Annotated in this window: 4 protein-coding genes and 1 pseudogene; all 5 read left to right on the forward strand. The window is 65.7% G+C overall.

Going from position 1 to position 6,630, the window contains the following annotated elements; all coding sequences use genetic code 11:
- Nucleotides 1–1,470: glucoamylase family protein (locus RTO53_RS18070; protein WP_312239097.1), on the forward strand; the 1,470-nt coding region annotated here is incomplete at its 5' end.
- A 27-nt stretch (nucleotides 1,471–1,497) separates the two neighbouring features.
- Nucleotides 1,498–2,816: pseudogene (locus RTO53_RS18075) on the forward strand (sugar ABC transporter substrate-binding protein).
- A complete protein-coding gene (locus RTO53_RS18080) occupies nucleotides 2,813–3,694 on the forward strand; it encodes a sugar ABC transporter permease (RefSeq protein WP_259203365.1) in 882 nt (293 codons plus the stop codon). The pseudogene RTO53_RS18075 and the gene RTO53_RS18080 overlap by 4 nt, the downstream one beginning before the upstream one ends.
- Nucleotides 3,691–4,527 (forward strand): carbohydrate ABC transporter permease, encoded by an 837-nt coding sequence (locus RTO53_RS18085; RefSeq protein ID WP_312239098.1) that lies wholly within the window; start codon nucleotides 3,691–3,693, stop codon nucleotides 4,525–4,527. Before RTO53_RS18080 ends, RTO53_RS18085 begins: the two co-directional genes overlap by 4 nt.
- Before the next feature lie 47 nt (nucleotides 4,528–4,574).
- On the forward strand, nucleotides 4,575–6,630 hold a 2,056-nt coding region (locus tag RTO53_RS18090; protein WP_312239100.1), incomplete at its 3' end, for a discoidin domain-containing protein.

Below are 6,630 nucleotides of genomic sequence, written 5' to 3' on the forward strand. Positions count from 1 at the left end.
GAGCTGCCGCCGCTGTTTGACGATATCGAGCGCCGCACGTTCCAGTTCTTCTGGGACACCACCAACGAAGTCAACGGCCTCAGCCCGGATCGCTATCCCTCGCGCCCGTTCGCCAGCATCGCCTCGGTCGGTTACGCGCTTACCGCCTATCCGATCGGCGTGGAGAACGGCTGGGTCAGCCGCACCCAGGCGGTGGACCGCACCCTGCTGACGCTGAAATTCTTCCGCGACCTGCCGATGGGGCCGCAGCGCACCGGCAAGGGCGGCTACAAGGGCTTCTACTACCACTTCCTGGACATGCAGAAGGGCGCGCGCTACGACAGCTGGGTGGAACTCTCCAGCGTGGATACCGCGCTGCTGATGATGGGCGTGCTGTTCGCCCAGTCGTACTACACCGGTGACGATTCGCGCGAGAAAGAGATCCGCGATATCGCCGAGACCCTGTACAAGCGCGTGGACTGGCCGTGGCTGCAGCAGCGTGCGCCGCTGATCTCGATGGGCTGGTTCCCCGAGAGCGGCTTCATCGACCACGACTGGATGGGCTACAACGAGGCGATGATGGTCTACATCCTCGCGCTCGGCTCGCCGACCCATCCGGTCAGCCCCGACGCCTGGACGGTGTGGACGCGCACCTACGACAACGACTGGGGCGTCTACCAGGGCCAGGAATACCTGTCCTTCGGGCCGTTGTTCGGCCATCAGTACACGCACGTGTGGGTGGACTTCCGTGACATCCAGGATGCCTACATGCGCGAGCGCGGCAGCACCTACTTCCTCAACAGCCGCTCGGCCGCGCTGGCCCAGCGCGAGTACGCCATCGCCAACCCGATGAACTGGAAGGATTACGGCGAGAACGTGTGGGGCCTGACCGCCAGCGATGGTCCGCAGAACACCACGCAGGAATACCGGGGCGAGCAGCGCCAGTTCCGCCATTACTCCTCGCGCGGTGCCGGCCTGCGCGAAAACTTCGACGACGGCACGATCGCCCCGACCGCGGCGATCGCCTCGGTGGTGTTCGCCCCGGAAGAAGTGATCCCGGCCACGCTGGAGATGCACAAACGCTACGGCGATTACATCTATTCCAGCTACGGTTTCCTGGATTCGTTCAACCCCAGCTTCAACTACGACATCCCGATCAAGACCGGTCGGCTGGTGCCCGATCGCGGCTGGGTGGCCAGTGACTACATCGGCATCGACCAGGGCCCGATCCTGACCATGATCGCCAACTACCGGAACGATTTCGTCTGGGACGTGATGAAGAAGAACGTGCACATCCGCAAGGGCCTGGAACGGGCCGGCTTCAGCGGTGGCTGGTTGACCCCCGAAGGCGAGGACCAGCCGTTGGAACTGCAGAAAGATGAAAAGGCGGCCTCGGCACGCTCGGTCGGCATCGCCGAATCGCGCGCGGCAGCGGCCCAGGAACAGAAGAACAATTCCAATACGAACCGCAACCAGCAGCAGGGGAAGTAAGCAGTGCCATTGTCGTCGCGCCCCAAGCTGGGTTTGAGTCTGTTGCTGCTGCTGGTGGGCAGCGTGTTGCTGGGTGGCTGTCGCAAGGAGCCCGAAGGGGTCACCGTGCGCTTCTGGGCCATGGGCCGCGAGGCCGAGGTGGTCAGTGGCCTGATCAGCGAGTTCGAAGCGGAGAATCCCGGTATCCATGTCGATGTGCAGAACATCCCGTGGACCGCCGCGCACGAGAAGCTGCTGACCGCGTTCGCCGCCGACGGGCTGCCCGATGTCTGCCAGCTCGGCAACACCTGGATCCCCGAGTTCGCCGAGCTCAACACACTGGTACCGCTGCAGCCCTACGTGGCGCAGTCCAAGGTGGTGGATCCGGCCGACTACTTCCAGGGCATCTGGGACACCAACGTCGTGCATGACGAGCTGGTCGGCGTGCCGTGGTATGTCGACACGCGCCTGCTGTACTACCGCAAGGACCTGCTTGCCCAGGCCGGCTACGACCACCCCCGCGCACCTGGGAAGAGTGGAACCAGATGATGGCCGCCATCAAAAAGATGCAGGGGCCCAAGCGCTATGCGGTGCTGATGCCGATCAACGAGTTCGAGCAGCAGCTGTCCTTTGCCCTGCAGCAGCCCGACCCGCTGCTGCGCGATGACGACACCCGCGGCAATTTCAGCAGCCCGGGCTTCCGCAAGACGCTGGGCTTCTACGAAAACATGTTCGCCCAGGGCTGGGCGCCGCGCATGTCCGAGACCCAGATCTCCAACGTCTGGGACGAGTTCTTCCGCGGCTTCAACGTGTTCTACCTGTCCGGCCCGTGGAATATCCGCGAGTTCAAGAAGCTGCAGCCCAAGGAACTGGAAGGCAAGTGGGGCACCGCCGCACTGCCGGGTCCGGACGGCCCGGGCGCGGGCATCGCCGGCGGCACCAGCCTGGTGATCTTCCGCTCCTCGCAGCAGAAGGAAGCCTCGTGGAAGCTGATCGAATTCCTGTCGCGCCCGGCGATCCAGGAGCGCTTCCATTCCATCATCGGCGACCTGCCGCCGCGGCGCAGCACCTGGGAATACCCCTCGCTGGCCAACGACCCGCTGGCGCAGCCGTTCCGCGACCAGCTGGAACGCGTCAAGCCGACCCCGAAGGTGCTGGAGTGGGAGCGGATCGTGCAGGAAATGCGGATCATCACCGAACAGGTGGTGCGTGGTGGCCTCGACCAGGATGTGGCAGTGAAGGAACTGGACAAGCGCGTGGACAAGGTCCTCGCCAAGCGCCGTTGGATGCATGAACGCGATGCGCAGGAGAAGGCCGCCGGTACCGGCGTGCATTCCAGCGCAGTGGCCACGGGAGCGGCGCAATGAAGCAGCGTTCGCTTGCCGGCTGGATGTTCGCCGGCCCGGCCATCCTGGTCATCGGCGTGTTCTTCGGCCTGCCGGTGTTCTCGGCGTTGGCACTGAGCATCACCGATTTCGACCTGTACTCGCTGGCCGACAGTGGCAACCTGCGCTTCGTTGGCCTGGGCAACTACATCGACCTGCTGCAGACCCCGATGTTCTGGAAGTCGCTGTGGAACACCACGTACTTCGTGATCGTCGGCGTACCGATGTCCATCGCGGTGTCGCTGGGCGCGGCGATCCTGCTCAACGCCCCGGCCGCGCGCTTCAAGGCGCTGTTCCGCACCGCGCTGTTCGCCCCGGTGGTGACCACGCTGGTGGCGGTGGCGGTGATCTGGCGCTACCTGTTCCATACCAGCTACGGGCTGGTGAACTACGGCCTGGGTCACCTCGGGATCAGCCCGATCGACTGGCTGGGCGATCCCAACTGGGCGATGCCGACGATCATGCTGTTCGCGGTGTGGAAGAACTTCGGCTACAACATGGTGATCTTCCTGGCCGGCCTGCAGGCGATCCCGCATGACCTGTACGAGGCCGCGCGCATCGATGGCGCCTCGCGCTGGAAGCAGTTCCTGCACATCACCCTGCCGATGCTCGGCCCGGTGCTGCTGGTGGTCGGGGTGATTACCGTATCGGGCTACTTCCAGCTGTTCGCCGAACCCTACGTCATGACCCGCGGCGACCCACTGCAGAGCACCGTCAGCGTGCTGTATTTCATGTTCGAAGAAGGCTTCAAGTGGTGGAACCTGGGACGCGCCTCCGCGGTGGCGTTCCTGCTGTTCCTGATCATCCTGGCCGTCACCAGCGTCATGCTGCGTTTCGGCCGCAAGAGGCAGTTGGTATGAGTCGTGAAATCGGCCAGTCGCGCTGGCATGCATGGTGGATCAACGGCGGCCTGACCGTGCTGGCGCTGGTCAGCCTGGCGCCGTTGCTGTGGATGTTGTCGGTGTCGTTCATGCCCACCGGCGAGGCGGCGCATTTCCCGCCGCCGCTGCTGCCGTCCTCGGTGACCACCGCCAACTACCACGAGTTGTTCGCGCGTACCGGCATGGGCAACAACTTCGTCAACAGCCTGGGCGTGTCGCTGGCGATCACGCTGGGCTCGCTGCTGCTCAACACCATGGCCGGCTATGCGTTCGCCAAGCTGCGTTTCGCCGGCCGCGAGCGCATCTTCCAGGTGCTGCTGGCGGCGCTGGTGATTCCGGCGCAGGTGGCGATGCTGCCGTTGTTCCTGCTGATGAAGCAGCTGGGCCTGGTCAACAGCTTCGGCGGCGTGGTCGTGCCCGCGCTGGCCAGCGTGTTCGGCATCTTCCTGGTGCGCCAGTACGCGCGTTCGATTCCCGATGAGCTGCTGGAAGCGGCGCGCATCGACGGGGCAGGGGAGATGCGCATTTTCTTCCAGATCGTGCTGCCGATGCTCAAGCCGGTGCTGGTGACCCTGTCGATCTTCACCTTCATGGGCGCGTGGAACGATTTCATGTGGCCGTTGATCGTGCTGACCGACCAGGAGCACTACACTTTGCCGGTCGCCCTGGCCACCCTGTCGCGCGAACACATCATGGACGTTGAGATGATGATGGCCGGCGCGGTGGTGACGGTGGTGCCGGTGCTGCTGCTGTTCCTGGCATTGCAGCGTTATTACATCCAAGGTCTGCTGCTGGGGAGTGTCAAAGGGTGAAACATGCCGTCGTCGCGGTGGGTCTTGGTCTTGGGCTGTTGTGGTCGATGGCGGCCCCGGCCGCCGCGCCGGCAGCGTTGCCGGCACCGAAGGTGCTGGACAGCTTCGACGACATGAGTCCGTGGAAGCTGGTGGTCTCCGACCAGGTCAGCGGCTCGTTGCGCAGCGTGGTCGGCAGTGGCGGCGGGCGCGCGCTGTGCGTGGACTACGACTTCCACGACGTCTCCGGCTACGTCGGCATCCGTCGCGAGCTGGGCATCCAATACCCGGCCAACTATCAGTTCGGCCTGCAGCTGCGCGGCGACTCGCCGTCCAACGACCTGCAGTTCAAGCTGATCGACGCCAGCGGCGATAACGTGTGGTGGGTCAACCGGCCCGGCTACACCTTCCCCAAGGCCTGGAGCAGCGTGCAGTACCGCGCGCGCCAGATCGGGAAGGCCTGGGGGCCGTCGACGGAAACCACGCTCACCCGCAGCGCGGCGATCGAGTTCACGATCTACAGCAAGGTCGGCGGCAAGGGCACGGTGTGCTTCGACCGTTTGACCCTGCAGGACCTGCCGCCGATGGATACCTCGGCGCTGACCCCGTCGGTGATCGCCGATACCGCCACCGCGCTGCAGAGCCGCATCGCCGATGGCAAGCCGGACACGGTGTGGATCAGCGGCGGCGTGGCCGAGCAGACCATCAGCCTGGACCTGCACAAGGTGCGCGAGTTCGGCGGGGCGGTGATCCAGTGGCTGCCCGGGCTGGAGGCCACCCGCTACGTGGTGCGCACCTCGCAGGATGGCCGCAGCTGGAAGGAAGTGCGCGAGGTGGTCGGCGGCGGTGGGGACCGTGACTGGCTGGCGCTGCCCGATACGGAGGCGCGCTACCTGCGGTTCGACCTCAAGGGCGGCCCGAGCTGGCGCTACGGCATCCGCGATATCAGCCTCAAGCCGCTGGACTTCGCCGATACCCCCAACGACTTCATCCGCTCGGTCGGTGCCGACCTGCCACGCGGTTCGGTGCCGCGCGGGTTCAGTGGCGAACAGCCGTACTGGACGCTGCTGGGCCTGGATGGTGGCCGCGAACAGGCCCTGATCGGCGAGGACGGCGCGCTGGAAGTGGCCAAGGCCAGCTTCAGCGTCGAGCCGTTCGTGCTGGTGGACGGCAAGAAGCTGTTGAGCTGGGCCGATGTCACCAGCAAGCAGTCGCTGCAGGACGACTACCTGCCCATCGCCAGCGTGGACTGGAGCCACGACAAGGCCGCGCTGCGCGTGACCGGCTTCGTGCAGGGCAGCCCCGACAAGGCGCAGCTGGTCGGACGCTACACCCTGCGCAACCCGGACAAGGTTGCCCACGAATACACCCTGGCGCTGGCCGTGCGCCCGTGGCAGGTCAATCCGCCGACCCAGTTCCTCAACACCGTCGGTGGCGTCAGTCGCATTGACAACCTGTCGGTCGAAGCCAGCGATGTCGAGGTCAATGGCACCCCGCGCGTGTACCCGGCGCAGGCGCCGGACGCCACGTTTGCCACCACCTTCGACAGCAAGCTGGACGTGGTGCACCTGGCCAGCGGCAAGCTGCCGACCACCACCGAGGTCCGCGATCCCACCGGCCTGGCGTCCGGTGCCCTGCTGTACCGCTGGACGCTGGAACCGGGCCAGAGCCGCGAGGTCGCCCTTGTGCTGCCGCAGACCGGCGCCTGGGCCATGCCGAAGGATTTCGACGCGGCCAAGGCGCAGCAGACCGTGGCCTCGATGTGGCGCACCAAGCTGGACCAGGTGACCCTGCAGGTGCCCGCCGCCGGCAAGCCGCTGGCCGACACCCTGCGCACCGCGCTGGCGCACATGCTGATCTCGCGGATCGGCCCGAGCATCCAGCCGGGCACGCGCTCGTACTCGCGCAGCTGGATCCGCGATGGCGCGATGATTTCCGAAGGCCTGCTGCGCATGGGCCGTAGCGATGCGGTGCGCGAGTACGTCAGCTGGTACGCGCCGCACCAGTTCGACAACGGCAAGGTGCCGTGCTGCGTGGATGCGCGCGGCAGCGACCCGGTGCCGGAGAACGACAGCCATGGCGAGTTGATCTTCAACATCGCCGAGTACTGGCGCTATACCGGCG

This window comes from Stenotrophomonas sp., assembly GCF_031995405.1.
Lineage (GTDB): Bacteria > Pseudomonadota > Gammaproteobacteria > Xanthomonadales > Xanthomonadaceae > Stenotrophomonas.